A 26,201-nucleotide genomic window follows, 5' to 3' on the forward strand; every position below is an offset into this window, starting at 1 on the left:
TTTCTTGGGAGAGAATTCGTGCCCCTCATATTAGAGGCACGAATTTCACCTTATTTTTTCTTACTATGATTTGCCTCAATATTACCTTTAATTTGCTTCACTGCATTATCAAGTGCTGCTTTTGGTGCCTCTTTATCCGTAACAACTAATTGAAGCGCATCTCCAGCTGGTTTCCATACTTCTTGCATTTCTGGAATGTTTGGCATTGGAATTCCATTTTCAGATTGTGTTGCAACTGCTTTTGCAGCTTCGTTATCTTTAATAATTGGATCTTCCATTACTGCTTTTACTGGAGGAATTTCTTTCGTCTTCTCAAATCGAGTTTTTGCGTTTTCTTCATTCGTTACCCATTCAGTGAACTTTGTAGCTAAATCATTTTGTTTAGAGAAACTTGTTACATGCCATCCTTTAACCCCAACAAACGTTTTCATTGGTTGACCATTTGGTAATTTCGGCATTGGAGCAACGCCATAATCAATTCCGTTCTTTTCCATTGCTTGGAACGCCCAAGGGCCGTTCATGATAGATGCTGCTTTTCCTTCATTAAATAGCCCATCAGCAGCAGGTCCACCAGATTCACCGATAATACCTTTCGGGAATAACTTTTCTTTGTACCATTTTTGAAGATACTCAGCACCTTGTACTGCTCCGCTATTATTTAATCCAACATCACTTGCATTTGGCTTTCCATCTTTTTCACCAAACACATAACCACCCATACCTGCCATGAATGCATTAGCAAAGTAGAAGTTATCTCCTAATGCTAAAAATCCGTACTTGCCATCTTTCGTAAATTCTTTTGAGAAGTTAAACAGCTCGTCCATCGTTTCTGGCGCTTTTGGCATTAGTTTTTTATTGTAAATAAAGACTGGTGTCTCAATTGCTTTTGGTAAACCATATAATTTTCCGTTATATGTCTGTGCTTCTATTGATGAATCAGTAAATTTACTCTTTACAGCATCATCAGCTTTCACTTCAGAAAGTAAACCTTCTGTTACTGCATTTCCGATTTGATCATGTGGCAATGTTACAACATCTGGTCCCGTCCCCGCTGGTCCATCAAGGCGTAACTTCTTCACTTGATCTGTCATTTGCATTTCAACAACTTTTACTTTTACTTTATATTTTTCCTCAAAGCTTTTCACTGCTGGTTCTAACCCAACACCTTTTTTATCATCTTCCCAAACGAGTAGATCGTAATCTTTCTTTGCTTTACTTTCTTCTTTTTTCCCTGAATCTTTCGGTCCACATGCAGATAACATACCAATTGATAATGCTGAAACCGTTAATAATGATAATGCTTTCTTCATCCCAAAAACCTCCCTGAATTGTATATGTACCTTACTAATTGAAAACGTTTGCATTGAATAGTTTAATAGAAGCGCAAACGATATCTTAATCTATGAAAACGTTTGCGCTATTTGTCTATCATTATACATTCTTTTATTCATTTTGCAAATATTAATTTTTAAAATATTATTACTACACTCTTTATAGATTGACTTTATATGAAATGAATACTACTCTTATAAGCAATATTAAAGCTATGCAAAAAGCAATCGTTTGCAACATATGCTTTAATATTATACTTAAGGGAACAATATGCATAGAGATAGTAAAGGGGGATTTTTTATATGCTTAAAGACGCCATCTATCATAGGCCAAAAGATAATTACGCATACGCTTACGATGAAAAAACGATTCATATCCGAATACGTACGAAAAGAGACGATGTTCAAAGCACCAATCTTATTTATGGTGATCCTTATGAATGGACAGACGGGAAGTGGATTTCTTCAAGTGCACCGATGAAAAAAACTGGTTCTACTGCATTATTTGATTATTGGTCCATTTCCATCGAGCCAAAATTTAAGCGCTTACGTTATGGATTTGAATTAAAAGCAGAGACAGAAACGCTTATTTATGCAGAACGCGGATTTTTTTCCAGCATTCCAAATGATGACGTTGGTAACTTTTTCTGTTTTCCATTTATTCATGCAAATGATGTATTCAAAGCACCTTCCTGGATTAAAGATACTGTTTGGTATCAAATTTTCCCAGAACGGTTCGCTAATGGAGATCATACGTTGAATCCAGAAAACACCCTTCCTTGGGGCAGCGCTGAACCAACTCCAACTAATTTTTTCGGCGGAGATTTTGCTGGTATTATGCAAAACCTCGATTACCTTGTTAAGCTTGGAATTTCAGGAATATATTTCACACCTATTTTCAAAGCACATTCAAACCATAAATATGACACAATTGACTACATGGAAATCGATCCTCAATTTGGCACAAAAGAAACATTCAAAGAACTTGTTGAGGCATGTCATACACACGGTATAAAAGTAATGCTCGATGCCGTATTCAATCACAGTGGATACTTTTTCGATAAATTTCAAGACGTACTAAAAAATGGTGAACAGTCAGCATATAAAGAATGGTTTCATATTCATGAGTTCCCAATTAGAACTGAGCCACTTCCGAATTATGATACTTTCGCGTTTACACCGTATATGCCGAAATTAAACACTGCACACCCGGATGTAAAAGAATACTTACTTGAAGTAGGGCGTTATTGGGTAAAAGAATTCAATATAGACGGTTGGCGCCTTGATGTAGCAAATGAAGTCGACCATAAATTTTGGAGAGAGTTCCGAAGTGAGATAAAAGCATTAAATTCTGAAGTATATATTTTAGGAGAAATTTGGCACGATGCACTTCCTTGGCTACAAGGAGATCAATTTGATGCTGTAATGAGCTACCCTGTTACAAACGCTCTACTGTCTTACTTTGCTAACAATTCCATTAAGGCAAATGAATTTATGAAACAAATTATAGAATCTCTACATTCCTACTCTATGAATGTAAATGAAGCAGCATTTCATTTATTAGACAGCCATGATACACCAAGAATATTGACAACATGTAACGGAGATAAAAATAAGTTAAAGTTACTTTATGTATTCCACCTTTCTTTCATCGGCTCTCCTTGTATTTATTATGGAGACGAAATTGGTATGGATGGCGGTATGGACCCTGATTGCCGCAAATGTATGGTTTGGGATACGAAAGAACAAGATCATCTATTATTTACACATGTACAAACATTAATTTCGTTACGAAAGCAATATAAAGCATTTGGAGGACATGGTACTTTCCAATTCATTGAAGCAAATGATGAACATAATTATATTTCTTATACAAAAACATATGAAGATGAAACTATCTTTTTCGTTTTAAATCCGACTAATAGTGATATTACAGCTTCACTGCCTCTCCATGTTACTGGAAAGAAAATCATTAATATTTATACAAACGAAGAATTTTCAGCGGAAGCAAGTGTATTACAAGTTACACTTCCTCCATATGGATTCTCCATATTAAAATGGTAACCAAAAAAATCCTTATACCAAAGTGGTATAAGGATTTTTCTTATTTCAATTTGAACACGATTGCTTCATACGGACGTAATGTCATGTTATCTATCGGTCCATTCTCTACGTCGTAATTGTGTATAAATAACTCTGCTTCACTATAACTAATGTCCTCAGGCAATTCAAATACACATTCTTCCGCAGTAAAGTTTGCAATAACAAGAAGTTTTTCTTCTCCATACGTTCTTACATATGCAAAAATAGATGGATTATTCTCCAATATTAAATCATATGATCCATACACAACTATTTCGTTATTTTTGCGTAACTCAATTAATTTTTTATAATAATAAAAAATTGAATCTTTATTTTGGATCGCTTGTTTCACATTGATTTCTTTATAGTTAGGGTTTACCGTAATCCAGGGCTCACCTGTTGTGAATCCAGCATGATCTTTATCATCCCACTGCATCGGTGTTCTAGCATTATCTCTGCCTTTTATATAAATAGACTGCATCACTTTATCTATATTTTCACCGCGCTCTATCACTTTTTCCTTATACATATTTAATGTTTCAATATCTCGATATTCATCAATCGATTCAAATCGAACATTTGTCATTCCGATTTCTTCGCCTTGATAAATATAAGGTGTTCCTTTCATCATATGAAGCACCGTCGCTAACATTTTCGCAGATTCAATGCGATACATTCCATCATTACCAAAACGAGATACAACACGAGGCTGATCATGGTTATTCCAATACAGACTATTCCAGCCTGTATGTTCTAATGCTTTTTGCCACTTCGTTAAATTCTCTTTTAAAGTAAGAAGTGAACATGGTTTTACATCCCATTTTCCGCCTTCTCCTGAGTCTAAATCCATATGTTCAAATTGGAATACCATCTGCAGTTCTTTTCGTTCTTCCCCGGTATACAATTTCGCTTCTTCTGTCGTTACACCAGGCATTTCACCAACCGTCATAATATCATAATGAGACAATACTTCTTCATTCATTTCATGTAAATATTTATGAATGTTTGGACCGTTCATAAAATACTTATGACCTGAAACATACCCCTCTTCTTCTGTTTCAACAGCTGGTAATCCCTCTTCTTTAGAAATAAAATTAATAACATCCATACGGAAGCCATCAATTCCTTTTTCTAACCAAAACTTCATCATTTCATAAACATCTTGTCTTACCTTTTCATTATCCCAATTTAAATCTGGCTGTTTTTTAGAAAACAGATGTAAATAATATTCATCTGTCATTTCATCATACTGCCATGCAGATCCGCTAAACGCTGCTCCCCAGTTATTCGGCTCTTTTCCTTCTTTTCCAGGGCGCCATATATAGTAATCTCTATATTTATTATCTTTTGATTTACGTGATTCAATAAACCAATTATGTTCATCAGAAGTATGATTAACAACTAAGTCCATCATAAGTTTCATATTACGTTCGTGCATTTCATGTAATAGCTCATCCCAATCTTCCATTGTTCCGAACTCATTCATAATTTTACAATAATCACTTATATCATAACCATTATCATCATTTGGAGATTCATAGACTGGTGATAACCAAATTACATCAATCCCTAATTCTTTTAAGTAATCTAACTTTGAAATAATACCACGAAGATCCCCGATGCCATCACCGTTGCTATCCATAAAGCTACGAGGATAAATTTGATATACTACACTTTCTTTCCACCACTGTTTTTCCATTATGCTACCCCATTTCATTCATAATTCGATTTTCTCTTTTTAAGGCGCAAACGTTTTCATTAATGAATGATAACAGATTCTATCTTAATTTAAAATAGCGCTTACAACTTTTATTCTTATTTTTCTAAGAAAACATATGAAAATCACTAATAACTATCCAATATATGAAAACGTTTTATTTTTTTGTTTATTTTTTGAATCTATTCGTTTATAATGAACTCAAAGAAAACGTTTGCATAATTATTTCTAGGGGGAAATACCATGGCAGAACTGAAATTAGAAAACATTTATAAAATATATGATAATAATGTAACAGCTGTAACAGACTTCAATTTACACATTCAAGATAAAGAATTTATCGTATTTGTCGGTCCTTCTGGATGCGGAAAATCTACAACATTACGAATGGTTGCTGGACTAGAAGATATTTCAAAAGGAGAGTTTTCAATTGATGGTAAGCTAATGAATGATGTCCCTCCAAAAGATCGCGATATCGCAATGGTCTTCCAAAACTATGCCCTATATCCACATATGAGTGTATATGATAATATGGCATTTGGATTAAAACTTAGAAAAATACCAAAAGATGAAATTGATCGTCGTGTAAAAGATGCAGCAAAAATTTTAGGACTGGAACAATATTTAGATAGAAAACCGAAAGCATTATCTGGTGGACAACGTCAACGTGTTGCGTTAGGGAGAGCAATCGTTCGAGACGCGAAAGTGTTCTTAATGGATGAGCCATTATCTAACTTAGACGCTAAATTACGTGTTGCAATGCGCTCAGAAATTTCTAAGTTACACCACCGCCTTGGTACGACAACAATTTATGTAACGCATGATCAAACTGAAGCGATGACAATGGCTTCTCGTCTTGTTGTTATGAAAGACGGAAAAATTCAACAAATCGGTACTCCAAAAGAAGTATATGAAACACCTGAAAACATTTTTGTTGGTGGATTTATCGGCTCTCCAGCGATGAATTTCTTCCGTGGTAAATTAACTGAAACCGATTTCGTTATAGATAATGCTGCAAAAATTAAAGTAACTGAAGGAAAAATGAAGATATTACGTGAACAAGGCTATGTAAATAAAGACATTGTTTTAGGTATTCGTCCTGAGGACATTCATGATGAACTATTATTTTTAGAAGCTTCACAATCTACTGCCTTCACAACAAAAATTGAAGTTGCTGAGTTATTAGGTGCTGAATCTATTTTATATATGAAACTTGGAAATCAAGATTTTGCAGCACGTGTTGATGCAAGACATACATTTTCACCTGGTGACCAAATTAAACTAGCATTTGATATGAATAAAGCGCATTTCTTTGATAGTCAAAACGAACAACGCATTCGTTAAAAAATAATTTTCATACAAAAAAACCGTCCACATATATTGAGGGCGGTTTTCACTATTATACGAGGGCTTCTACTGTATGAAATGATTGTCCTTTCGTGCTAATAATACCGAAAATCGGTAAGTCACTTAGCACCACTTCTTCTTGCTGTTTCATAAAAGATGACGTTAATTGTTTTATCTCTATCCATACGTCATTAATACAAAGTACATTGGAATCGTTCTCTTGTTGGCGTGAAAATATAGAATCTATTTTATATAAACCAGCATTTTGAAAAAGCATATCAATGCGACTGAATGCATTCAAAGTAATGCTGATTACGCGTTGCCAATCTCCTTGTTTTTCCATATTATAGGATACAAAAAGTGCTTCTCCGCCTAGATTCGTAATTTCCTCCACTGTTGCTTGTCCACTTTCTTGATCAATGTCCGTCACAATTACTTTTGCGCCTTGTTTAGCCAACAAAAGAGCTGTATTACGTCCAATACCGATGCCACCGCCAGTTACGATAGCAACTTTTCCTGCAAGCTTCATTTTCATTACCCCTTCTATAAGTCTTACCGTCATTCAGTATACTCCTTTATGAGATTAGTCTGCAAGCAAGAAAAGTTGCTTACTCATTTGTAAACGGTTACTTTTTTACTCCTTCTTTTTTCTTATTATTACGCTGATCGAAAACTAAACCGATGAAAATTAAAATCCCCCAAAAGATTACGCTACCTCCAGTCACTTCAATTTCCCCCTTATTATATAAACATATTATTTTAATCATTATAACATTTTCTTAATTTTCAATCTATTAAATTCGAAAATGATATAGATTAACTTTTTCCCTATTATATATCCATTAAAATATATTTGTATAACAAAAAGAGACCTTTTTACATAAAAAGGTCTCTTTTTGTTATACAAGACTTATCACTTTCGTTTTTGTAATTAAATCCTGAAAACCACAATTATCTTTGCGGAATAACATCATATATACGTTACATAATATCGGAATTCCAAGCAGTAATATGTTCGGTAATAACAATACAAAAAATCGAATCGTTAATGTTTGTAATGTTAACTTTTCACTCTTCAATGAAATTAATTTTATTCTCGTTACCTTTTTACCAAGTGTTACACCGTTCCAAATAAAGGGTAGCAAAATAAAATATATCGCCATTAATATAAAAACTACTGCAAGATCATATCTATAATCGCCAAAACTAATATTAAAGCGATTAAAAATAGCACTATAATTTCCAGTCATAACAGCTACTACTGCACCATACATAACCGAGATTAAAAACATGTCAATTAGGGAAGCACCTATGCGGTTCATTACAAGCGCTGGACGATGCATCTTTAACTTCATTTTTATGTCGACTCCTTCATATCCTTCTTTACCCGTCTCATCGTACCACTTCTAAAAAACATTGTAAACTAGCGTTTCTCTTACTTTTCTTGTACAATGTGTTACAACAGCATTGTAAAGGAGGTTCCCATATTGAAAAAATGGATAATCCTATTCGTCGCATTCCTATTAGCCGGTTGTGCTGGAAATACAAATCATATAACATATACGATTAACGATGAATACGAACTCATACGTACTTCTGGAAATGCATTTGAACTTTTCCCCACGCAAGATGCTGTATATGCCACACAATACATTCCTGCAAAAATTACAGACATAGCCTGGGATGATAAATACATTATTGCAAAACAAACTGAGGAAAAGTCAGATCCTAATAATCCTGACGCAGCAATTGCAAATAAAAAAAGCGAGCATTATTGGATTATTGACGTAAAGCATAATAAACGTTTTGGCCCCTATAATGAAAAACAATTTCATGAACAAAAAGATGCGTTTAAAATTAAGGTACCTTTTCAAAGTGTAGATTCATACATAGAAGAACAGAAAAAACAGTCAGCATAATAGTTTGAGCGCTGACTGTTTTTTTCTTACATATATTTAAAAACAACTTACTCAGAAAGTGAGATGTTAAAAGTTTGTGGCTCTTTTACAACATCTTGCGTTTCTGTATTTGCTGCGATTACATTATCTGTTGTAAATTTAATATCCTTTACCTTTTCTTTTCCATCATCAAGTATTAGGCCGATAATACCATCTCTTGTTTCACCAGGCTTATAGTCTTCCCTTGATACATTTTTTGTACCAACGAGCGTATCTTCATCATATAAAAAGTTTTGCGTTGCTACTTTAAAATGTTGTTTATCATTAATCGCAACATCATTCATAGAGAAAAATTGTATATTTTTATTCCCGCTATTTTCCACCTTATATGTAATTTCAACGTAACGAATCGTATCACTAATCTCTGTACCACTTAGCGATGCATATAACTCCGCATCTTCTTGACTGACTTTATCTCCTAATCTACGCTTTACTTCTTCAGGAGTTAATGCCGTATATACTTTTAATGTATTTTTTGCATCTTTACTCATCTGTGATAAAGAGATTACTTTCACATCTTGTACGTGAATTTTCATTGGTGCTACTTCAAATGTTTGATTTACTGAATGAATCTGCTCTAACTTAAAAGTACCCCATCCAGTTTCTTTCACTTTTTGTCCTACTTTTTTCAGCTCACGCCCACCATATTCTTTTGTTTCAGGAATAGATTCTTTCTTCTTCGGTTCAACTTTCTTTTCTTCTTGATGGAAGCAACCACTTAACATAAGAAGAAAACTACATAAAACAAAAATACTTTTCCATGCTTTCATCATATAATTTCTCCTAACACTATCATTCATTAATATTAATTAGTCCTTTGCTTTGTAAACTATAGAAACAATGAGAAGTCCACAAAACGAACTTGTCAGTCCAGATACTATTATACCCCCTATTTGGAAAATATGAAAATAGGGATCTACGAACGCGTGCACGATAAATATAATAGCTGCCACAACAATTATCGGAATCCAATATTTTATTTTTTCCGAAGCTAAAATAAGGTCTTTACCCATTTCATTTCTACACTTCCATAAAACGTATACTAATAACAGAAAACCAATACATGTACTTCCATGTTGCATATATTTATAAACAGAGATACCGTACCATTCTCTTTGCAATAATGGTATTTTCATAACAAAATAGCCTGTCTTATGAGTGAATGCATCCCAAACAACATGCGTTAACATACCGAATAATGCTGAATAACAAAATACAAAGAAATCTTTCCTTGTATAAAGCCCCCACCTCTCATCTACTGCATATGTATAGTAGCCAGCAAATGGTTTAGGTAAATGTGTTATAAACGGCTTTTTTAAAATGTAGTGATATATGTATGCTAATAAAAATACGAGTGGTAAATTAAAATATAAGAATCCAAGCCACGTATGCCCAATTACACCATACGGTCTAAAGTGTAGGAAATATTCAAAGTCAGGCGCCATACTACCTAATATAAGAGCCGTTACTGAAATATGTTGAGAATACTTTTTTGCAAAAGGAAGAACTGCTGCTGGATGTGCAAATGTAAACGGCATGTTTTAACTCCTTTTTATAATTACAATAGATTACATACTATCATAACGACATGAATAATCTCCATGCAATATTTATTTTCACATTGGAATATGATAGTTTAAATGATATAATCCACATAAAATATTCAGAAAATAAGGAGGGATTCACGTGTCATTAACACTTGTCTTTTTTCTTGTTCTGTTTACCTTGTTTTTAAGTACATACATTGGCTTCTATCTATGGAAGCACTACAAAATTATAAAATATATACCTGCTCTCGTTGGTTTTATAAGCATTCTTTTTATTTTCATATGGAAGAGAATGACTTTCGGCTGGGAAGGTCTTGGCTTTGGCGCACTTCAATATACAATACTATTTGCAAGTTGTCTTACCCTTGTATTTGCTGCTTTTTTAGAATCAAAATCCGTTATGAATTGAGGTTTCTATATTGATTGACGTACCCTTTTTACAAAATGTCACATTAAAAAAAGAAAATATCCCTAGTTTCTCCGCATATCCTTACTGTTTACCCGCTATTCGAACATTACAATCACTAGCTTTCCATCCAAATGTAACATTCATTATTGGAGAAAACGGAACGGGGAAGTCAACATTACTCGAAGCGATTGCAATTGCTTTAGGATTTAATGCAGAAGGTGGAACGAAAAACTTCCGTTTTAGTACAAACGATTCACATTCATCTTTACATGAACATCTTCGAATTTCCAAAAGTTTCAATACACCAAACGATGGTTTCTTTCTTCGTGCTGAATCGTTTTATAATGTTGCTTCTTATATTGATGAAATGGATGCCGATTCAGAAGCACGTGGAAATCCAATTATTGACTCATATGGTGGTACTTCACTACACGCCCAATCACACGGTGAGTCATTTTTCTCCTTATTTATGAATCGTTTTTCAGGACAAGGCTTATACATTTTAGATGAGCCCGAGGCCGCTCTATCACCAATGAGACAACTTTCTATGCTCATTCGAATGCATGAACTAGCGGAACAAGGTTCACAATTTGTTATCGCAACGCATTCTCCTATTTTAATGGCTTATCCTGAATCCACTATATATTCTCTAACACAAGAAGGGATTCATGAATCCACATTAGAAGAAACTGAGCATTACCAAACGACGAAACTTTTCTTTGAAAATCGTGATCGATTATTTCATCATTTATTTGAATCATAAAAAAAGAAGCAGCGATTGCTGCTTCTTTTTTTATAGTGCTTCTATAAATAATGCTACCCCAATACCGCCGCCGACGCATAGAGAGGCAATTCCTTTTTCTAATCCGCGTCTTTTCAATTCATGAATTAAGCTTACAGTGATACGAGCTCCTGTACAACCGATTGGATGTCCAAGTCCTACACCACTACCGTTTACATTCACCTTTTCACGATCTAAACCTAATTCTTTCTCTACAGCTAAGTATTGTGCAGCGAAAGCTTCGTTAATTTCCAGCAAATCTGCATCTTCTAATGACCAATCTACTTTTTCTAACCCTTTACGAATTGCTGGTGCTGGTCCAATACCCATAATTTTTGGATCTACTCCAGCTACTGAATATCCAACAATTCTAGCTAACGGTTGTAAGCCTTTTTCTTTCGCTTTTTCTTCGCTCATTAATACTAGAACCGCACTTCCGTCATTCAGGCCAGATGCATTCCCTGCCGTTACAGATCCGTCTTTACGGAAAGCTGGTTTTAATCCTGCTAATTTTTCTGCTGTAATGTCAGCACGTGGATGTTCATCCTTTGAAAATACTACTTCTTTTCTACGTTCTTTTATTGTAATAGGAACAATTTGATCGTCAAAGTATCCAGACTCGATTGCCTTCAATGCCAATGTATGACTACGAAGCGCAACTTCATCTTGTTCCTCTCTTGTAATTTCATATTGTTCAACTAAATTTTCCGCTGTTTCCCCCATCATAATATGATGAATTGGATCTTCTAATACTTCCCACACCGTATCACGAATTTCTCCGTGTTGTAGGCGTTGTCCCCAGCGGTGTTGTTTTAATGCATAAGGGCTTGAACTCATTGCTTCTACTCCACCTGCAACGACAACTTCACTTACACCTAATTGAATTTGCATTGCAGCCGACATAATTGCTTGCATACCTGAAGAACATTGGCGTTGGATTGTATAACCTGTAACTGTGTCAGGAAATCCTGCCGCTAATGCAGCCGTTCTTGCCGTATTTGCTTCATCAGTTCTTTGAATACAATGACCTAAAATCACTTCATCAACTTCGTGTGGTTCTACCCCGCCTCGTTTTACAGCTTCCTGAAGTACAGGAACAGCTAATTCTACTGGCGTTACATTTTTTAGCGCTCCCCCAAAAGTTCCAATTGGCGAACGAACTGCAGCTGTAATAACAACATTATGCATTTTGCACTTGCCCCTCTCTTATGTACCCTAGTCAGTTTTTAGGTGAAATTCCATAAGATGTATGTCTACACCTATCATACTATAAACATACTAAAAAATCAAAATATTTAATATAATAAAAATAGAAGGAATTAACCTTCTATTCTGTTAATGCATATAGAAATTTTTGTAAAATTTTCTCAGTTGTTTTATTCAAATTCGGTAACTTATCTACAGGAAAATATTGAAGCTGTAATCCTTCATGGTCAAGCCTTAATTCCCCGCTCACATGATGCCCCTGATACAGATGAATGACATTAAAAATTTCATCTCCATTTGGATATTGGAAGTACACTTCTTTTCCCGAAAGAACCCCGATAAATTGCATAATTTTCGCATTTAGTCCCGTCTCTTCAAATAGTTCTCTACGAGCAGTTTCTTCTGTCGTTTCTCCTAGCTCCATCGCTCCACCAGGTACACCCCAATCATATGTATCTGAACGATATTGAAGCAATACTTCTTGATTATCATTTAAGATAATAATTGCTGATCCTACTAGAATAAGCGGCCTTGTACCAACGACTTTGCGTAACTCTTCAATATACCCCAATATGTAAACTCTCCTTTCCTCACCCTCCCTTATCATAACAAAATTTTTCTCCTTTTGTTGATGTAATTTTAAAGAAAAAAAGGAAGCTTTCGCTCCCTTTTTTCACCTTTATTTCTTAAAACTTTCATATTTTACAGCTTCAAAAGCTTCTTCTATTTCATCATTACGATAATGGACATATGTAAAACGCCCTAATTCTACTAATCTTGCTATTTCTTGTAACGCTTTATGTTGCTCATATGTTTCCTCAAGCTTAATATGTACATAAAATTTCATTAAAGGATGTTCATATAAAGGTTCTCCCACCTCTACATATACATCTTCCACCCCTTGTACAACTCTTACATAACTTGCAAATTGATACAGTGCTTCTCTGTCTGAAACGATTTTTAATGTATACATATATTCTCCCCCTTTCCTTTACTATATCAAAAAGACAGCCAAACCATGTTATAGAACTATGAAATTTTTTCGACTTGTAATAAACAAGGCGTTTATCCATACATAGGATCTTTTCCCAACATATATTATAGAAAGAATTTTTTCAGTTGAGGTGTTCCTTATGGATCCATACGTCAATATATGTATTTGCATTACGCCAGGCGCCGATATTTCTGATGACCGTATTGCAAAAGATTTAGCAGTTGCAGAATCAATTTGGCACCCCATTACATTTCAAATTCAAGAAGTAATTGTTTTAAATGAACTTTTTCGTTTTTCTGACCGTGAAATTAGTTATAAAGATTCTATTCAAAGTCAGGAAAAATTAGCATCCTTTTTTCAAACTTGTGTAAATGAAGCTCCTGAATGCGACCTTTACATTTGTTATATTGGCAGTGATTATTTCAAAGAAACAGCAGTAATTGCCTGTGCCTACTCTTTAGCAAAACAACAGCAACTTACAGGGTATATCGTTTTAACAAACTCGGCTGCTCCTATGAAAAATATATATACGCTCGCTCATGAAATTGGTCATATTTTATTTACAAGACGTGTTCACGGAAAACTTACTCACGCAGATCCTCATTCCCCAACTGGCTCGGAGCACCATCCTTCTCCAACAAATCTTATGTATCCGATCGTCCCTCGCCCTGAAAATGTCCATATTCAGTCTCTATTAACGAACGAACAAAAAGCTCTCTCTTTACAAAGCTCTTTATTGCAAAGAAAAAAACAGTAACGATTTTGTTACTGTTTAAAACAATAGATTCCAATCAATAAACCACATTCCGGCTGCAACGGATGCAAATATACAACTAAACATAAATACAATTACTCTAAAAATCCCTATATAATATTTCTTTGGAAATATTTTTTTGCATATCCAGAGCAGCCACTTTCCTATTAAACCGAAGAACAAAATATATCACAATATTATAATATAAAATATAAATATGATTATCCTTTGTATTTCTAGAGCTTCTTCTTAGAAATACACTCTGACTATTTGTTCAACCATAAATATCATAAAAATTGGGATTCCTAAAACAAGTAAACCAATCCAACCAAGAGACCGAACATTCACAATCGTTGTTATCAATAGCATAACTCCTCCAATTAAATATCTTCCTAATTGAGGGAGTTCATATAAAGGAAAACTGTACCAACCCTTTAAGAACATTATTAATATTGGTAAATAAGTGAGTATTACTGCTCCAAATAGCAGTAAGCCTTTTTTCAACATACTCCTTTGAAAACTAGCACCTCTTAAAAATAAAACCCCTCCCATAATCATTAACAGTAAGATAACCGGATATCCGATTAATCCTATTAAAGAAATGGTATAAGGTTCATTTAAATTTCGAAATAAAAGATCTGGAATAGTCCAATAGCATAATATACTCATAACAGCTGTAGCTAGCCATCCTAAATTCCGTTTATAATCAACTTGCATTTCTTTTACAAGTTGATTTGCATATTCCTTTGGTGAATCACCAAATATATCCTCTACATTCTTGCCTCTTTTTTCACCTTCTATTAAATGAAGCTCTGCATCTTCTAAAAAGGCATCCACATCTTCTTCTTTCATTCCTTTTGTTGATAAATACACTTTCGTATCGATTAAAAACTTTTCTCCTTCTTTAGAAATCTGCATGATACTCCCTCCCTTATTTAATCGCTTCTCTTCTATTCGTCTTCATCATAATTTCAACAAAAATTAAAATAAACAAACTTCCGTATAAACATATAATTTGAAATAACATTGGAACAAGGTCTTCTGATGTAAATGTTTTAAACACTAACATAATAGAAAGCGGGATGATTAAATATAAGTTTTTAAACCATCCATTAAAATATATATTGATTGCTACTGTAATGATGAAAATACTACCAGCTAATATATAACTTTGCATTTGGGTGAATATAAACATTTTTGTAGGATAAATCACATCTAATATCGTTACAGCCCCTATTAGAAACATTGGTGCGATTATGACTAACGACCACATAGCAAACCATGTTTTTGTAAAACTTGTTACGAAGGTCATTTTGCGAAGTAGAAAATTAGGACCTATCACAACTAAAATCAATGACAAACTATATCCAACGCACTGAATAAGTGACATCTGTAATAATCCGTTATTCACTATTAGGATAGAAGCAATAATCCAAAACGATACGATATTCATTACTGTAAAACCAATTTGCTTCCACGTTTCCTGTCTATCCCTTTCCATCACTTTTACAAGTTCATTTGCATATTCTTTCGGTGAGCTTCCGAAAATTTCTTCTACACTTTTCCCATCACTCTCACCTTCTATTAAATGAAGTTCTGCGTCTTCAATAAAGCTTTCAATATCGCTTTCTTTCACACTCTTTGCAGTCAAAAACAATCTCATATCTAATAAAAATTTTCGTGCTTCATTTGATAGCATTATTTTCTTCTCCCCTTCCCTTCAAGTAGACGTTCCACACTACTTTGCATCGCTTCCCAGCGATCCATAAATTCATCCAGTGCATCTTCGCCATTTTCTGTTAACGTATAATACTTCCGTTTTGGACCAGATGGGGATTCCTTCATTACACTTTTTATGAATCCTTCTTTTTGCATTCGTATTAATAACGGATAAATACTTCCCTCACTCGCCATTGTAAAGCCATACTTTGCTAGCTTCTCACTCATTTCATAACCGTATATTTCACCTTCAGAAATAATAGCAAGTAAGCATCCTTCTAAAATCCCTTTCAGCATTTGACTTGTCGACATAATTCAAATCCTCCTACTATCTTGTTTTACAAGATAGATAAGCGTAAGTATCTTGCTTTACAAAATAGTATAGCAGAAACTATTTTGCAAAACAAGATAGCCAACAATATTTTTCCAAATCTTTGCAGGATTTTTCTTATCCACTCTCTAAATAGAGCAATATGAGAACTTTATTACGAAGGGATGTTTTTCATCATGGTTACAAATCGAGTTGTTTTTTTAACAGGTGCTGCAAGTGGTATTGGATATGAAATGGGAAACGCTTTTGCAAAAGAAGGGGCAAAAGTTGTTATTACCGATCGTCTTGAAGAACGTGCAAAAGAAGCTGCTGAACAACTACAAAAAGAGGGCTTTCAAGCTATCGGCTTAAAATGTGATGTTACATCCGAAGAAGAAATAGAAGCATCCATTTCTCAAACTGTTACTCATTTCGGTTCATTAGACATATTAATTAATAACGCAGGCATGCAACACGTTTCACCAATTGAAGATTTTCCAACCGAAAAATTCGAGCTACTCATTAAAATTATGCAAATCGCTCCTTTTATCGCCGTTAAGCATGCCTTTCCCATTATGAAAAAGCAAAAATATGGCCGAATTATTAATGTAGCTTCCATTAATGGCCTCGTTGGATTCGCTGGAAAAGCTGCTTATAATAGCGCAAAACATGGTGTAATTGGATTAACAAAAGTTGCCGCTTTAGAAGGGGCTACTCACGGAATTACTGTTAATGCGCTTTGTCCCGGTTATGTCGATACCCCTCTCGTACGGAATCAATTACAAGACTTGGCCACTACACGAAATGTACCACTTGAAAATGTTTTAGAGGATGTCATTTATCCACTTGTCCCACAAAAACGCTTATTACAAGTACAAGAGATTGCTGATTATGCGATGTTTTTAGCGAGCGAAAAAGCTAAAGGTATAACTGGACAAGCTGTCGTTATCGATGGTGGTTATACTGCTCAATAAAAAATAAAGTTTGCTCACGAAGAGCAAACTTTATTTTTTATCGCGAGGATCATCATACTGTAGTAATTGCCGTGGCAACTTCTCTATTGCAACAATTACCCCATCTAATTTACTTTCAATTCGATGAAGTAAATATAATGTTACAACAATTGGAAACCCTACATTACCTATCATCTTGATCCACTCTTCCATCTTTTTCTCCTCCCTTCATTATATAAATAAGAAAAAAGAACACATTTAGGCATAGAAAAACAAGCTATTATGTATTAGCTTGTTTTTTCAAACAATGATGCAATTTCTCGCTTATAATCTCCACGTATAATACCTTGCTCAGTAATAATACCTGTAATTAATTCATTCGGTGTTACATCAAATGCAGGATTATAAACAGTAGTTCCAACTGGCGTTACCTGTTTCCCAAAAATTTTCGTAACTTCTGTTTCATCTCTTTCTTCAATAACAATTTCTGCACCTGTTTGTTTCGTAATATCAAATGTAGATAGTGGAGCTGCAACGTAGAACGGGATATCGAAATACTTTGCTAATATAGCTAAATTCATCGTTCCGATTTTATTTGCTGTATCCCCATTTGCGACAATTCGGTCCGCTCCTACAATAATTGCGTTGATTTCTTTCGTTTGAATAGCATGAGCTGCCGTATTATCTGTAATAAGTGTTACATCAATACCTGCCTGTTTTAATTCCCAGGTCGTTAAGCGACCGCCTTGTAAAACCGGTCTCGTTTCACATGCATATGCATGTAAATGTACACCTTTTTCTTTCCCAATATAAAACGGTGCTAATGCAGTACCATATTTAGCAGTTGCAATACTGCCAGCGTTACAAATTGTTAAAATGTTATCACCGTCTTTAAAGCATGTTAATGCATGTTCTCCAATACTCCGGCATACCGCTTCATCTTCTTGCTGAATACGAAGCGCTTCTTCTTCTAATATTTTTTGCGCTTCTTTTATTGTAGTAATTTCTTGAATAGATTCTCTCATACGATCGATTGCCCAAAATAAATTGACTGCTGTCGGGCGTGACGTCCCTAAATAATTACAATCTCTATTAAACTTCTTTTGAAATTCTTCAATATGTAAAGTAGTATATTTTTTTGATGCAAGCGCCAAGCCAAATGCAGCTACAATTCCAATTGCAGGTGCTCCTCGTACTTCTAGCATGACAATACTTTTCCATACCTCTTCAATCGTCGTTAATGTTTTGTATTCTGTGCTATGCGGCAACTTTGTTTGATTTAATACTGCAATGGCATCACCTTTCCAACTGACAGACCTCGGAATCGTAACAACTGTACTCATGCTTTTACCCCTCCAGAAACTGTCTGTTGGAATAATGCTCGGAACAGTTGAATATCAGCGTTCTTAGATTCATATTTTATTAGTTCTCTACCTAAGGATAACGCTTGTTTCTTAGCTTGAATTCTCGTTTCTTTATTTGCTATTTCATCTAAATCAGCTACATGTGCTAAGCCAATTGTTCTTCGGATAAGCTCACATCCAGCAAATCCGACCACATCCGTAAAAATATTTTGCAAAATAATCGGCAACCATTGTTTCTCTTTCGTATATGCTTCTACACCTTCTCCAATCCATAACTTCGTAAAAGTGTCTACGAAATAGCTCCATGTTTTCTCAATATGGAAAAATAGCACACTTCTCTGTTCTTCCTCTCTAGATAGAGCATTTAATAATAGATTTGCAATAAATTGCCCGATGTCAAATCCAAATGGACCGTACGTTGCAAATTCTGGGTCAATCACTTTCGTTTCAGAAGGTGATGAAAAAATACTTCCAGTATGTAAATCTCCATGAATGAGTGCCTCTTTTCTCGTTAAAAATTTATATTTATATTGCGCTACTTTTAGTTTTAAAGTTTTATCACTCCATAGTTCATCTACAGCCAATTGTAACTCCGACTCATAATCATTCGTATCGTAATGCCCAAACGGATCTGTAAACACTAAATCTTCTGTAATTTTGCAAAGGTCTGGATTTACAAATGTACCTTCTAGTACCCTTTTCTCTTCTGACTGTAAACCAAAATCTGAAGTATAAAATAAAACATTCGCTAGAAAACGACCGATATGCTGGGATAGAAGTGGATACTCTTCTCCATCTATTAATCCTTTTCTTGTAATAGTTAATTTTGATAAGTCTTCTATGATTGTTACCGCTAATTCTTCATCATGACTATACACTACCGGCACATATTCCGGCACATACTTTGCAAAAATTTGCAGCGCCTTACTTTCAATCGTCGCTCTTTTTATAGACAACGGCCAGCTCTCACCAACTACTTTCGCATATGGTAGTGCTTGTTTTATTATAATAGACTTCTCTCCATCATCTAATTTGAACACGTAATTTAAATTTCCATCTCCAATTTCATGACAAACTACATTTGCTTTCTTTTCAAAATAGCCATGTTCTTTCGCATATTGTACAGCGGTTACTTCTGTTAATGAATAATATCCCATCGTCTTCTCCCCCTTTTTTTAATTCAGAGGTTTTTCTAACACAGAAAAACCTCTTTCCACTAAGAAAGAGGTTTGAAGTTTATCTTCTCCCCTCTTATCTGCCAGAAAGTTTTACTTTCTGCTGGAATTAGCACCGTGCCTTTTGGCGTCATAAACGCCCCATTTCACAATGGTATTACGGTCGGTTGCTGGGCTTCATCGGGCCAAATCCCTCCACCTGCTCTTGATAAGAGTTGTATAATTTTTTAGAATTTTTAACTTTATGTTGAAGACTATACCAAGAATAAAAATCACTTGTCAACATTTTATTTGTATAATTCTGGACGTCGATCCGCAAAAACTGGAATTCCTTTGCGTACTTCTTTAATTTTCTCGAATGTAAGCTCTCCAAATAGAATTGATTCTTCTTCATTTGCTTCTACAACAACTTCGCCCCAAGGATCGACAATTAAAGAATGGCCAGCAAACTCATTATTTGGATCCTTCCCTGCCCTATTACATGCTACAACATAACACTGATTTTCAACTGCTCTTGCTTGTAATAGTAAACGCCAATGCGCTAAACGAACTAATGGCCATTCAGCTACAACAAATAAAACTTTTGCACCTTTAGCAGTATGAACGCGCATCCACTCCGGAAAACGAATATCATAGCAAATGGTGCCGGCGCACTCTACATCATCTAACTTAAATTCACCAGTACGATTTCCAGCGATTAAATATTTATGTTCATCCATAAGCTGAAATAAATGCACTTTACTATATTCATTGACTAGTTCTCCTTTATTCGTTACAACATACATTGTATTTGTAACACCTTGTTCCGTTTGCTTTGCTATAGAACCACCAACAATATGTACACCATATTGTTTCGACCATTCTATCAACTTTTCTTTCGTTTCCAATCCATCCCTATCTGCAATTTCAGAGAGTCTCGTTAAATCATAACCTGTTGTCCATAGTTCTGGTAAAACAATAACATCTGGTCTTTCTTTCATCGCTTCACTTATTTTATTTTTAGCATTCTCAATATTTTTTTCTACATCTCCAAAGACAATATCCATTTGAATACATGCGACTTTCATTTTTTCAGCCCCATTCTTATTTTTTTCTTTACAAAATACTGGAAAGATTATATCATTTGTCACTAGAATTGTAACAACTTTCAAAAGAGGTGGAAAGTATGAAATCATTTCAACCTTCTGAGATAGTAACATCATTGCCAACACAATTTTTCGCTTCACTTGTTGCAAAAGTTAACAAAGTTGTAGCAGCTGGTCACGATGTTATTAATCTAGGTCAAGGTAATCCAGATCAACCAACACCGCAGCATATCGTAAAAGCTTTGCAAGATGCTGCAGACAAGACCATTCATCATAAATATCCGCCATTTCGCGGACATGAAAGCTTAAAAGAAGCCGTGGCAACATTCTATCAACGTGAATATGATGTAGTAGTAAATCCGAAAACTGAAGTTGCTATATTGTTTGGTGGAAAGGCTGGATTAGTAGAATTACCAGTTTGCTTTACAAACCCTGGTGATACCATTCTCGTTCCCGATCCAGGCTATCCAGATTATTTATCAGGAGTTGCTTTAGCGAAAGCACAATTTGAAACAATGCCGCTTATTGCAGAAAATAAGTTTTTACCGGATTATACAAAAATTGACGACTCTATTGCCGAGCGTGCAAAATTAATGTTTTTAAACTATCCAAATAATCCGACCGGTGCTACTGCATCAAAAGATTTCTTTGATGAAACCATTCATTTTGCTAATAAACATAATATATTAGTCGTTCATGATTTTGCTTACGGTGCGATTGGATTCGATGGTCAAAAACCTGTTAGTTTCTTACAAGCAGATGGTGCCAAAGATACAGGAATCGAAATTTACACATTATCGAAAACTTTCAATATGGCTGGCTGGCGCATCGCTTTTGCGGTAGGGAATGAAAGTGTCATTGAAACAATTAACTTATTACAAGATCATATGTATGTTAGTATTTTTGGTGCCATTCAAGATGCTGCCCGCGAAGCACTATTAAGTTCACAGTCTTGCGTCATAGACCTTGTAAATAGTTACGAATCTCGAAGAAACGCTCTTATTTCAGCTTGTCACTCAATTGGTTGGAATGTAGACATTCCAACAGGGTCATTTTTTGCATGGCTTCCTGTTCCAAAAGGATATACTTCTGAGCAATTTTCTAATATTTTACTAGAAAAAGCACATGTCGCAGTTGCTCCTGGTGTTGGATTTGGTGAGTATGGTGAAGGGTACGTCCGTGTTGGTCTCTTGCATACAGAAGATAGATTACGAGAAGCCATTAATCGAATTGATAAATTAAATTTTTTCAAAAAGTAATTGACAACATGAAAAATATCTGACAAAATTCAGTTATCTTAAAAATTTAAACATTTCTAAATACTTCTTATCAAGAGCAGGTGGAGGGACGAGCCCGACGAAACCCGGCAACCGATCTACAATTGTAGACACGGTGCTAATTCTCGCAGCATTACGCTGACAGATAAGGAGCTGGTTGTAAAAAAACCTCTCCTTAGCTGAGAGGTTTTTTTATTTAACTAGGAGGTTATAACAATGAGCGGAATTATAGCGACATATTTAATCCATGATGATTCACATAACTTAGAAAAAAAAGCTGAACAAATTGCACTCGGTTTAACAATTGGCTCTTGGACACATTTGCCACATTTATTGCAAGAACAATTAAAACAACATAAAGGCAACGTCATTCATGTTGAGGAATTAGCTGAACATGAACATACCAATTCGTATTTACGTAAAAAAGTAAAACGCGGAATTATTAAAATTGAATATCCGTTATTAAATTTCAGTCCAGATTTACCAGCTATTTTAACAACTACATTCGGAAAGCTATCTCTTGATGGCGAAGTAAAATTAATTGACTTAACTTTTTCAGACGAGTTAAAAAAACATTTTCCTGGTCCAAAATTCGGGATAGATGGTATTCGAAATCTTTTACAAGTACATGATCGTCCCCTTTTAATGAGTATTTTTAAAGGAATGATTGGACGAAATATTGGGTATTTAAAAACGCAATTACGCGATCAAGCAATTGGTGGTGTAGATATCGTAAAAGATGATGAAATATTATTTGAAAATGCATTAACACCACTTACGAAACGCATCGTATCTGGAAAAGAAGTTTTACAATCCGTATATGAAACGTACGGACATAAAACGTTATATGCCGTAAATTTAACAGGACGAACTTTTGATTTAAAAGAAAATGCGAAACGTGCAGTGCAAGCTGGAGCCGATATTCTATTATTTAACGTATTCTCTTACGGACTAGATGTACTACAATCACTTGCAGAAGATGATGAAATCCCAGTTCCTATTATGGCACATCCTGCTGTAAGTGGTGCTTATTCAGCATCCAAGTTATATGGAGTTTCATCACCATTATTACTTGGAAAGCTACTACGTTATGCTGGGGCTGACTTTTCATTATTCCCATCTCCATACGGAAGTGTTGCGCTAGAAAAAGAGGAGGCTCTTGCTATCTCAAAATATTTAACTGAAGACGATGCATTTTTCAAGAAGAGCTTTTCTGTTCCGTCTGCTGGTATTCATCCTGGTTTCGTTCCCTTTATTGCACGAGATTTCGGTAAAGATGTTGTTATTAATGCTGGTGGCGGAATACATGGACATCCAAATGGGGCGCAGGGCGGCGGTAAAGCTTTCCGTGCTGCAATTGATGCTACTTTGCAAAATAAACCACTCCATGAAGTAGATGACATAAATTTGCATAGCGCACTACAAATATGGGGAAATCCCTCTCATGAGGTGAAATTATGAGTATTCAAGTATTTTGTGATTTCGATGGCACGATTACAAATAATGATAACATTATGTCCATTATGGAAAAATTCGCACCACCAGAAGCTGAAGAAGTAAAGAATAGAATTTTATCACAAGAGCTATCTATTCAAGAAGGTGTTTCTCAATTATTTCAATTCATACCTACTAATCTGCACGATGAAATTATTCAATTTTTAATAGAGACTGCTGAAATTCGTAACGGTTTTCATGAATTTATACAATTTGTAAATGAAAACAACATTTCCTTTTATGTTATATCAGGTGGAATGGATTTCTTCGTCTATCCACTCTTACAAGGACTCATTCCAAAAGAGCAAATTTACTGTAATGAAACAGATTTTTCAAATGAATACATTACGGTGAATTGGCCTCATCCTTGTGATCGTCTTTGTCAAAATCATTGCGGATTATGTAAATCATCACTCATCCGTAAATTGAGTGATACGAATGACTTCCATATTGTAATTGGAGATTCAATTACCGATTTACAAGCTGCGAAACAAGCGGATAAAGTGTTCGCTCGTGATTTCCTTATTACAAAATGCGAAGAAAATCATATTTCTTATACAGCATTTGAAACGTTTCACGATGTTCAAACTGAATTAAAACATTTGTTGGAGGTGAAATTATGAAACAACTTTTTCGTCAATGGTATGACTTAAGCGAGATAAAAAAAGAATTAACAACACGAAATTGGTTTCCAGCAACGAGTGGTAATATTTCTATAAAGGTTAGTCATGAACCACTCACTTTTCTCATTACAGCAAGCGGTAAAGATAAAACAAAAACGACTCCAGATGACTTTCTACTAGTAGATCATCTAGGGGTTCCCGTATTAGAGACTGAATTACGCCCTTCAGCAGAAACAATCTTGCATACACATATTTATAACAATACGAATGCTGGGTGTGTCCTTCATGTTCATACAACTGATAACAATGTTATCACAAATTTATATAGTGATGCAGTCACACTTCAAAATCAAGAAATTATTAAAGCTCTCGATATTTGGGAAGAAGATGCAACAATTCACATTCCTATTATCGAAAACCATGCTCATATCCCAACGCTTGGAGAAAACTTCCGCAAGCATATACAGGGAGATTCGGGGGCAGTATTAATCCGTAACCATGGTATTACCGTATGGGGCCGAGATAGCTTTGATGCAAAGAAAAGATTAGAAGCTTATGAGTTTTTATTCCAATTTCATATAAAACTATTATCAATTCAAGGAGGCGTTTCTAATGGCGCAAATTCGTATTCATGAAATAAATACTCGCATTGAAAATGAAGTGGAAGTATCAAAATTTCTACAAGAGGAAGGCGTTTTATATGAGAAATGGAATATTTCCAAACTTCCTACTCATTTAAAAGAAAATTACTCATTAACAGATGAAAACAAAGCTGAAATATTAGCTGTGTTTTCAAAAGAAATTGCTGATGTTTCAGCACGCCGAGGTTATAAAGCACATGATGTAATTTCACTTTCAAATAGCACACCTAACCTTGACGAATTATTAATTAATTTTCAAAAAGAACACCATCATACTGATGATGAAGTTCGCTTTATTGTTAGTGGTCATGGCATCTTTGCCATTGAAGGAAAAGATGGGACATTCTTTGACGTTGAACTTGAGCCAGGCGATCTCATATCTGTTCCTGAAAATGCAAGACATTATTTTACCTTGCAAGATGATCGTCAAGTTGTAGCTATTCGTATTTTTGTTACAACTGAAGGTTGGGTTCCAATCTATTAAGGTAGTTAGTTGAATAAAAGGTCTTGGACCCCCTTTTCCAACCTTTTATTCACTCTACATATATACATCCTCCTATGGAACAGGCTTATTTCATTTTGAAATAAGCCTGATTTTTTATGGTTCTAACCGTATTATTCCTTCTTTTCAGTACAATCTCTTCCTTCAATTTTTCAAGTATATTTATTAATACTTTTTGAACATTTATTGAACTTTTTTTGAATTTTTTCTGAAAATTCTGTTTTATATATGATATACTACAATTAACTAAGAAGGAAAAAATATCGCAAACAGAGGGGGATAATCATGAGTTTACTTATCGCACTTATACTAGGGGTTACGTGTGGAGCACTTCCTATTATTCTAGGAGCTATTATGGAAGAATTAGAAGTTGGTGTTTTAGGTTTTGTTGCATCTTGTGTAAGCGCTTTATTTTTTGGTTTGTTCGGTGCTATTCCTGTTTCAATTCTGTGTGCATTTTATATAATACGCCATGCTCGTACAAAACAATTTGGTCCTAATCACATCGCACAAGTTATTCCATTCCCAATGGAACGATGCCGCCGTGCTTCTAGCTTATAATTACAAAATTAAAAATAAAAGTCCTCAAATGAGGACTTTTATTTTTTTTCTTCTAGAAATTGAAACAATTCTTGTAGGTGCAAAGCGTCTTCACTATAGCTAACAGATACATGATATATACCATCAATCTCCGCTTCCATGTAAAGGTCAACTCCATCTCGATCATATTTCAATGCCAAATAAAATTCCATTTCTTCTAGCATCTTTTTTGAAGTTCGAATAACGTAATGCCCTTTCTCATCTCTTCCATATTCGAAATTCGGTTCAAAATCATATTTTTGTTTAAAAGCTTCTTTTTGTTTTTCATTAATTTGTATACATGTTGCTCTTTGTACAGTATCAATCATCTCATCAAATTTTTGAAGATCCAT

At 34.8% G+C, this 26,201-nt stretch carries 31 protein-coding genes, 1 pseudogene and 2 riboswitches; of the genes and pseudogenes, 13 read left to right on the forward strand and 19 right to left on the reverse strand.

Annotation, left to right across the window (positions count from 1 at the left end):
- Positions 1 to 50 precede the first annotated feature (50 nt).
- Positions 51 to 1,310, reverse strand: a complete 1,260-nt coding sequence (locus NLJ82_RS19490) for an extracellular solute-binding protein (RefSeq protein ID WP_000709919.1) — start codon at positions 1,308 to 1,310, stop codon at positions 51 to 53.
- Between the two features lie 324 nt (positions 1,311 to 1,634).
- Here NLJ82_RS19490 and NLJ82_RS19495 point away from each other — a divergent pair, with 324 nt between their 5' ends.
- Positions 1,635 to 3,395 (forward strand): alpha-glycosidase, encoded by a 1,761-nt coding sequence (locus NLJ82_RS19495; RefSeq protein ID WP_000910091.1) that lies wholly within the window; start codon positions 1,635 to 1,637, stop codon positions 3,393 to 3,395.
- A 40-nt stretch (positions 3,396 to 3,435) separates the two neighbouring features.
- Here the strand turns inward: NLJ82_RS19495 and malL are convergent, their stop codons facing one another.
- A complete protein-coding gene (gene malL, locus NLJ82_RS19500; RefSeq protein WP_000415194.1) occupies positions 3,436 to 5,112 on the reverse strand; it encodes an oligo-1,6-glucosidase in 1,677 nt (558 codons plus the stop codon).
- 261 nt (positions 5,113 to 5,373) lie between these two features.
- Here malL and NLJ82_RS19505 point away from each other — a divergent pair, with 261 nt between their 5' ends.
- Positions 5,374 to 6,474 (forward strand): ABC transporter ATP-binding protein, encoded by a 1,101-nt coding sequence (locus NLJ82_RS19505; RefSeq protein ID WP_000818923.1) that lies wholly within the window; start codon positions 5,374 to 5,376, stop codon positions 6,472 to 6,474.
- Between the two features lie 55 nt (positions 6,475 to 6,529).
- On the opposite strand, the gene NLJ82_RS19510 is transcribed toward NLJ82_RS19505, so the two are convergent.
- The 3 genes from NLJ82_RS19510 to NLJ82_RS19520 all read right to left on the reverse strand — a co-directional run bounded on the left by NLJ82_RS19510 (position 6,530) and on the right by NLJ82_RS19520 (position 7,832).
- Positions 6,530 to 7,039 carry an SDR family NAD(P)-dependent oxidoreductase gene (locus NLJ82_RS19510; RefSeq protein WP_000218426.1) on the reverse strand — a complete coding sequence of 170 codons (510 nt, stop codon included), beginning with the start codon at positions 7,037 to 7,039 and terminating at the stop codon, positions 6,530 to 6,532.
- A 64-nt stretch (positions 7,040 to 7,103) separates the two neighbouring features.
- Positions 7,104 to 7,202, reverse strand: coding sequence for a hypothetical protein (locus tag NLJ82_RS19515; RefSeq protein ID WP_000145651.1), 99 nt, complete (start codon positions 7,200 to 7,202; stop codon positions 7,104 to 7,106).
- 174 nt (positions 7,203 to 7,376) lie between these two features.
- Positions 7,377 to 7,832: an RDD family protein gene (locus NLJ82_RS19520; RefSeq protein WP_000769088.1), complete on the reverse strand. Its 456-nt coding sequence runs from the start codon at positions 7,830 to 7,832 to the stop codon at positions 7,377 to 7,379.
- Between the two features lie 132 nt (positions 7,833 to 7,964).
- Between NLJ82_RS19520 and NLJ82_RS19525 the strand changes: the two genes are divergently transcribed.
- Positions 7,965 to 8,396 (forward strand): DUF3997 domain-containing protein, encoded by a 432-nt coding sequence (locus tag NLJ82_RS19525; RefSeq protein WP_000758783.1) that lies wholly within the window; start codon positions 7,965 to 7,967, stop codon positions 8,394 to 8,396.
- Between the two features lie 47 nt (positions 8,397 to 8,443).
- On the opposite strand, the gene NLJ82_RS19530 is transcribed toward NLJ82_RS19525, so the two are convergent.
- Together NLJ82_RS19530 and NLJ82_RS19535 are read right to left on the reverse strand one after the other, a co-directional pair.
- Complete coding sequence (locus NLJ82_RS19530; protein ID WP_000973903.1) at positions 8,444 to 9,208, reverse strand: hypothetical protein; 765 nt, start codon at positions 9,206 to 9,208, stop codon at positions 8,444 to 8,446.
- Positions 9,209 to 9,244: 36 nt separating this feature from the next.
- On the reverse strand, positions 9,245 to 9,973 hold the full coding sequence (locus tag NLJ82_RS19535; RefSeq protein ID WP_001116877.1) for a DUF4184 family protein: 729 nt from the start codon (positions 9,971 to 9,973) through the stop codon (positions 9,245 to 9,247).
- A 148-nt stretch (positions 9,974 to 10,121) separates the two neighbouring features.
- Here NLJ82_RS19535 and NLJ82_RS19540 point away from each other — a divergent pair, with 148 nt between their 5' ends.
- A complete protein-coding gene (locus NLJ82_RS19540; protein ID WP_000059970.1) occupies positions 10,122 to 10,391 on the forward strand; it encodes a hypothetical protein in 270 nt (89 codons plus the stop codon).
- 10 nt (positions 10,392 to 10,401) lie between these two features.
- Complete coding sequence (locus tag NLJ82_RS19545) at positions 10,402 to 11,154, forward strand: AAA family ATPase (RefSeq protein WP_000567994.1); 753 nt, start codon at positions 10,402 to 10,404, stop codon at positions 11,152 to 11,154.
- A gap of 30 nt (positions 11,155 to 11,184) precedes the next feature.
- Here NLJ82_RS19545 and NLJ82_RS19550 read toward each other — a convergent pair whose 3' ends face one another.
- The 3 genes from NLJ82_RS19550 to NLJ82_RS19560 all read right to left on the reverse strand — a co-directional run bounded on the left by NLJ82_RS19550 (position 11,185) and on the right by NLJ82_RS19560 (position 13,351).
- On the reverse strand, positions 11,185 to 12,360 hold the full coding sequence (locus NLJ82_RS19550) for an acetyl-CoA C-acetyltransferase (protein WP_000552083.1): 1,176 nt from the start codon (positions 12,358 to 12,360) through the stop codon (positions 11,185 to 11,187).
- A gap of 139 nt (positions 12,361 to 12,499) precedes the next feature.
- On the reverse strand, positions 12,500 to 12,949 hold the full coding sequence (locus tag NLJ82_RS19555; protein ID WP_000540524.1) for an NUDIX hydrolase: 450 nt from the start codon (positions 12,947 to 12,949) through the stop codon (positions 12,500 to 12,502).
- A 108-nt stretch (positions 12,950 to 13,057) separates the two neighbouring features.
- Positions 13,058 to 13,351, reverse strand: coding sequence for a DUF3928 family protein (locus NLJ82_RS19560; RefSeq protein ID WP_000288327.1), 294 nt, complete (start codon positions 13,349 to 13,351; stop codon positions 13,058 to 13,060).
- A gap of 160 nt (positions 13,352 to 13,511) precedes the next feature.
- Here NLJ82_RS19560 and NLJ82_RS19565 point away from each other — a divergent pair, with 160 nt between their 5' ends.
- Positions 13,512 to 14,129, forward strand: coding sequence for an ImmA/IrrE family metallo-endopeptidase (locus tag NLJ82_RS19565; protein ID WP_000371612.1), 618 nt, complete (start codon positions 13,512 to 13,514; stop codon positions 14,127 to 14,129).
- 15 nt (positions 14,130 to 14,144) lie between these two features.
- Here the strand turns inward: NLJ82_RS19565 and NLJ82_RS28675 are convergent.
- The 4 genes and pseudogenes from NLJ82_RS28675 to NLJ82_RS19580 form a co-directional block, all read right to left on the reverse strand.
- Positions 14,145 to 14,315: pseudogene (locus tag NLJ82_RS28675) on the reverse strand (DNA-binding protein); the annotation flags it as partial.
- Between the two features lie 60 nt (positions 14,316 to 14,375).
- Positions 14,376 to 15,044: a DUF1129 domain-containing protein gene (locus NLJ82_RS19570; protein WP_001167279.1), complete on the reverse strand. Its 669-nt coding sequence runs from the start codon at positions 15,042 to 15,044 to the stop codon at positions 14,376 to 14,378.
- A gap of 13 nt (positions 15,045 to 15,057) precedes the next feature.
- A complete protein-coding gene (locus NLJ82_RS19575; protein WP_000950442.1) occupies positions 15,058 to 15,825 on the reverse strand; it encodes a DUF1129 domain-containing protein in 768 nt (255 codons plus the stop codon).
- Positions 15,825 to 16,157: a PadR family transcriptional regulator gene (locus NLJ82_RS19580; RefSeq protein WP_000107966.1), complete on the reverse strand. Its 333-nt coding sequence runs from the start codon at positions 16,155 to 16,157 to the stop codon at positions 15,825 to 15,827. Before NLJ82_RS19580 ends, NLJ82_RS19575 begins: the two co-directional genes overlap by 1 nt.
- Before the next feature lie 195 nt (positions 16,158 to 16,352).
- On the opposite strand from NLJ82_RS19580, the gene NLJ82_RS19585 reads away from it, so the two are divergent.
- Positions 16,353 to 17,129 carry a 3-hydroxybutyrate dehydrogenase gene (locus NLJ82_RS19585; protein WP_000258438.1) on the forward strand — a complete coding sequence of 259 codons (777 nt, stop codon included), beginning with the start codon at positions 16,353 to 16,355 and terminating at the stop codon, positions 17,127 to 17,129.
- A gap of 30 nt (positions 17,130 to 17,159) precedes the next feature.
- On the opposite strand, the gene NLJ82_RS19590 is transcribed toward NLJ82_RS19585, so the two are convergent.
- The 4 genes from NLJ82_RS19590 to NLJ82_RS19605 form a co-directional block, all read right to left on the reverse strand.
- Entirely contained in the window at positions 17,160 to 17,321 is a 162-nt protein-coding gene (locus tag NLJ82_RS19590) for a YvrJ family protein (protein ID WP_000393331.1), read from the reverse strand.
- 74 nt (positions 17,322 to 17,395) lie between these two features.
- Positions 17,396 to 18,451: an S-methyl-5-thioribose-1-phosphate isomerase gene (mtnA, locus tag NLJ82_RS19595; RefSeq protein ID WP_000109054.1), complete on the reverse strand. Its 1,056-nt coding sequence runs from the start codon at positions 18,449 to 18,451 to the stop codon at positions 17,396 to 17,398.
- Positions 18,448 to 19,629 (reverse strand): S-methyl-5-thioribose kinase, encoded by a 1,182-nt coding sequence (gene mtnK, locus NLJ82_RS19600; protein WP_000542705.1) that lies wholly within the window; start codon positions 19,627 to 19,629, stop codon positions 18,448 to 18,450. The genes mtnA and mtnK overlap by 4 nt, the downstream gene beginning before the upstream one ends.
- Before the next feature lie 91 nt (positions 19,630 to 19,720).
- A riboswitch (SAM riboswitch) is annotated at positions 19,721 to 19,862 on the reverse strand.
- A gap of 72 nt (positions 19,863 to 19,934) precedes the next feature.
- Complete coding sequence (locus tag NLJ82_RS19605; protein ID WP_025991622.1) at positions 19,935 to 20,798, reverse strand: carbon-nitrogen family hydrolase; 864 nt, start codon at positions 20,796 to 20,798, stop codon at positions 19,935 to 19,937.
- Positions 20,799 to 20,812: 14 nt separating this feature from the next.
- On the opposite strand from NLJ82_RS19605, the gene NLJ82_RS19610 reads away from it, so the two are divergent.
- The 6 genes from NLJ82_RS19610 to NLJ82_RS19635 all read left to right on the forward strand — a co-directional run bounded on the left by NLJ82_RS19610 (position 20,813) and on the right by NLJ82_RS19635 (position 25,830).
- The gene (locus NLJ82_RS19610; protein ID WP_000834735.1) at positions 20,813 to 21,991 is read left to right on the forward strand and encodes a pyridoxal phosphate-dependent aminotransferase; all 1,179 of its coding nucleotides are present in this window, start codon (positions 20,813 to 20,815) and stop codon (positions 21,989 to 21,991) included.
- A 64-nt stretch (positions 21,992 to 22,055) separates the two neighbouring features.
- A riboswitch (SAM riboswitch) is annotated at positions 22,056 to 22,161 on the forward strand.
- A gap of 64 nt (positions 22,162 to 22,225) precedes the next feature.
- Positions 22,226 to 23,470, forward strand: a complete 1,245-nt coding sequence (gene mtnW, locus NLJ82_RS19615) for a 2,3-diketo-5-methylthiopentyl-1-phosphate enolase (RefSeq protein WP_000014184.1) — start codon at positions 22,226 to 22,228, stop codon at positions 23,468 to 23,470.
- Positions 23,467 to 24,126 (forward strand): 2-hydroxy-3-keto-5-methylthiopentenyl-1-phosphate phosphatase, encoded by a 660-nt coding sequence (gene mtnX, locus NLJ82_RS19620; protein ID WP_000027468.1) that lies wholly within the window; start codon positions 23,467 to 23,469, stop codon positions 24,124 to 24,126. Before mtnW ends, mtnX begins: the two co-directional genes overlap by 4 nt.
- Positions 24,123 to 24,761, forward strand: coding sequence for a methylthioribulose 1-phosphate dehydratase (locus NLJ82_RS19625; RefSeq protein WP_000811326.1), 639 nt, complete (start codon positions 24,123 to 24,125; stop codon positions 24,759 to 24,761). Before mtnX ends, NLJ82_RS19625 begins: the two co-directional genes overlap by 4 nt.
- On the forward strand, positions 24,739 to 25,251 hold the full coding sequence (locus NLJ82_RS19630) for a 1,2-dihydroxy-3-keto-5-methylthiopentene dioxygenase (RefSeq protein WP_000057306.1): 513 nt from the start codon (positions 24,739 to 24,741) through the stop codon (positions 25,249 to 25,251). The genes NLJ82_RS19625 and NLJ82_RS19630 overlap by 23 nt, the downstream gene beginning before the upstream one ends.
- 303 nt (positions 25,252 to 25,554) lie before the next feature.
- A complete protein-coding gene (locus NLJ82_RS19635) occupies positions 25,555 to 25,830 on the forward strand; it encodes a hypothetical protein (RefSeq protein WP_000054669.1) in 276 nt (91 codons plus the stop codon).
- A 38-nt stretch (positions 25,831 to 25,868) separates the two neighbouring features.
- Here the strand turns inward: NLJ82_RS19635 and NLJ82_RS19640 are convergent, their stop codons facing one another.
- Complete coding sequence (locus tag NLJ82_RS19640; RefSeq protein WP_000365613.1) at positions 25,869 to 26,201, reverse strand: DUF3909 family protein; 333 nt, start codon at positions 26,199 to 26,201, stop codon at positions 25,869 to 25,871.

The sequence above is a fragment of the Bacillus paranthracis genome, assembly GCF_024296885.1.
GTDB classification, from domain to species: domain Bacteria; phylum Bacillota; class Bacilli; order Bacillales; family Bacillaceae_G; genus Bacillus_A; species Bacillus_A paranthracis.

Excerpts from the sequence above, each read along its gene's own strand:
- NLJ82_RS19640 (WP_000365613.1), bottom strand. The coding sequence starts at position 26,201 with ATGGATCTTCAAAAATTTGATGAGATGATTGATACTGTACAAAGAGCA.
- NLJ82_RS19505 (WP_000818923.1), top strand. The coding sequence starts at position 5,374 with ATGGCAGAACTGAAATTAGAAAACATTTATAAAATATATGATAATAAT.
- NLJ82_RS19530 (WP_000973903.1), bottom strand. The coding sequence starts at position 9,208 with ATGATGAAAGCATGGAAAAGTATTTTTGTTTTATGTAGTTTTCTTCTT.
- mtnK (WP_000542705.1), bottom strand. The coding sequence starts at position 19,629 with ATGGGATATTATTCATTAACAGAAGTAACCGCTGTACAATATGCGAAA.
- NLJ82_RS19625 (WP_000811326.1), top strand. The coding sequence starts at position 24,123 with ATGAAACAACTTTTTCGTCAATGGTATGACTTAAGCGAGATAAAAAAA.
- NLJ82_RS19590 (WP_000393331.1), bottom strand. The coding sequence starts at position 17,321 with ATGGAAGAGTGGATCAAGATGATAGGTAATGTAGGGTTTCCAATTGTT.
- NLJ82_RS19580 (WP_000107966.1), bottom strand. The coding sequence starts at position 16,157 with ATGTCGACAAGTCAAATGCTGAAAGGGATTTTAGAAGGATGCTTACTT.
- mtnX (WP_000027468.1), top strand. The coding sequence starts at position 23,467 with ATGAGTATTCAAGTATTTTGTGATTTCGATGGCACGATTACAAATAAT.
- NLJ82_RS19565 (WP_000371612.1), top strand. The coding sequence starts at position 13,512 with ATGGATCCATACGTCAATATATGTATTTGCATTACGCCAGGCGCCGAT.
- mtnW (WP_000014184.1), top strand. The coding sequence starts at position 22,226 with ATGAGCGGAATTATAGCGACATATTTAATCCATGATGATTCACATAAC.
- NLJ82_RS19490 (WP_000709919.1), bottom strand. The coding sequence starts at position 1,310 with ATGAAGAAAGCATTATCATTATTAACGGTTTCAGCATTATCAATTGGT.
- NLJ82_RS19550 (WP_000552083.1), bottom strand. The coding sequence starts at position 12,360 with ATGCATAATGTTGTTATTACAGCTGCAGTTCGTTCGCCAATTGGAACT.
- NLJ82_RS19510 (WP_000218426.1), bottom strand. The coding sequence starts at position 7,039 with ATGACGGTAAGACTTATAGAAGGGGTAATGAAAATGAAGCTTGCAGGA.
- malL (WP_000415194.1), bottom strand. The coding sequence starts at position 5,112 with ATGGAAAAACAGTGGTGGAAAGAAAGTGTAGTATATCAAATTTATCCT.
- NLJ82_RS19610 (WP_000834735.1), top strand. The coding sequence starts at position 20,813 with ATGAAATCATTTCAACCTTCTGAGATAGTAACATCATTGCCAACACAA.
- NLJ82_RS19560 (WP_000288327.1), bottom strand. The coding sequence starts at position 13,351 with ATGTATACATTAAAAATCGTTTCAGACAGAGAAGCACTGTATCAATTT.
- NLJ82_RS19585 (WP_000258438.1), top strand. The coding sequence starts at position 16,353 with ATGGTTACAAATCGAGTTGTTTTTTTAACAGGTGCTGCAAGTGGTATT.
- NLJ82_RS19630 (WP_000057306.1), top strand. The coding sequence starts at position 24,739 with ATGGCGCAAATTCGTATTCATGAAATAAATACTCGCATTGAAAATGAA.
- NLJ82_RS19570 (WP_001167279.1), bottom strand. The coding sequence starts at position 15,044 with ATGCAGATTTCTAAAGAAGGAGAAAAGTTTTTAATCGATACGAAAGTG.
- NLJ82_RS19575 (WP_000950442.1), bottom strand. The coding sequence starts at position 15,825 with ATGCTATCAAATGAAGCACGAAAATTTTTATTAGATATGAGATTGTTT.
- NLJ82_RS19535 (WP_001116877.1), bottom strand. The coding sequence starts at position 9,973 with ATGCCGTTTACATTTGCACATCCAGCAGCAGTTCTTCCTTTTGCAAAA.
- NLJ82_RS19635 (WP_000054669.1), top strand. The coding sequence starts at position 25,555 with ATGAGTTTACTTATCGCACTTATACTAGGGGTTACGTGTGGAGCACTT.
- NLJ82_RS19495 (WP_000910091.1), top strand. The coding sequence starts at position 1,635 with ATGCTTAAAGACGCCATCTATCATAGGCCAAAAGATAATTACGCATAC.
- mtnA (WP_000109054.1), bottom strand. The coding sequence starts at position 18,451 with ATGAGTACAGTTGTTACGATTCCGAGGTCTGTCAGTTGGAAAGGTGAT.
- NLJ82_RS19520 (WP_000769088.1), bottom strand. The coding sequence starts at position 7,832 with ATGAAGTTAAAGATGCATCGTCCAGCGCTTGTAATGAACCGCATAGGT.